1 protein-coding gene and 1 pseudogene are annotated in these 648 nt (G+C 60.1%); both read left to right on the forward strand.

Going from position 1 to position 648, the window contains the following annotated elements; all coding sequences use genetic code 11:
- Positions 1-230: IS3 family transposase (locus ACNA1V_RS17420; RefSeq protein ID WP_415834826.1), on the forward strand; the 230-nt coding region annotated here is incomplete at both ends.
- Between the two features lies 1 nt (position 231).
- A pseudogene (locus ACNA1V_RS17425) lies at positions 232-648 on the forward strand (IS3 family transposase); the annotation flags it as partial.

Consider the following 648-nt stretch of genomic DNA (forward strand, 5'->3'; position numbering starts at 1 on the left):
TCTGGCACCAGTTACAGCGCGAAGGCATTGCCGTGGCCCGCTGCACGGTTGAACGCCTGATGCGTCGTTTGGGTTTACAGGGTGTGCGTCGAGGCAAGCGCGTGCGCACCACGATGGCTGACGGTTCGCAGGCATGCCCGTTGGATCGCGTCAATCGCCACTTCCACGCGGACAGACCAAATCAGTTATGGGTATCGGACTTCACCTACGTGTCGACCTGGCAAGGCTGGNTGTATGTGGCCTTCGTCATCGACGTGTTCGCCCGACGCATCGTGGGTTGGCGTGTCAGTCACACCATGAGCACAGACTTCGTGTTGGATGCCCTGGAGCAGGCACTGTATGACCGGCGTCCCGCCAGTTCCCTGATCCATCATTCCGACCGAGGCTCCCAATACGTGTCCATCCGCTATACCGAACGTTTGGCCGAGGCAGGTATCGAACCGTCGGTCGGCAGCCGAGCGGACAGCTATGACAATGCCCTGGCTGAAACCATCAACGGGCTGTACAAGGCCGAACTGATCCATCGCCGAGCGCCATGGAAAACCAAGGCTGCCGTGGAGTTGGCAACGTTGGAATGGGTCGCCTGGTACAACCATCAGCGTCTGCTCGGGTCCATCGGGTATATTCCTCCTGCGCAGGCGGAGGAGG

This window comes from Kerstersia similis, assembly GCF_965139615.1.
Classification (GTDB): Bacteria; Pseudomonadota; Gammaproteobacteria; order Burkholderiales; family Burkholderiaceae_B; genus Kerstersia; species Kerstersia similis.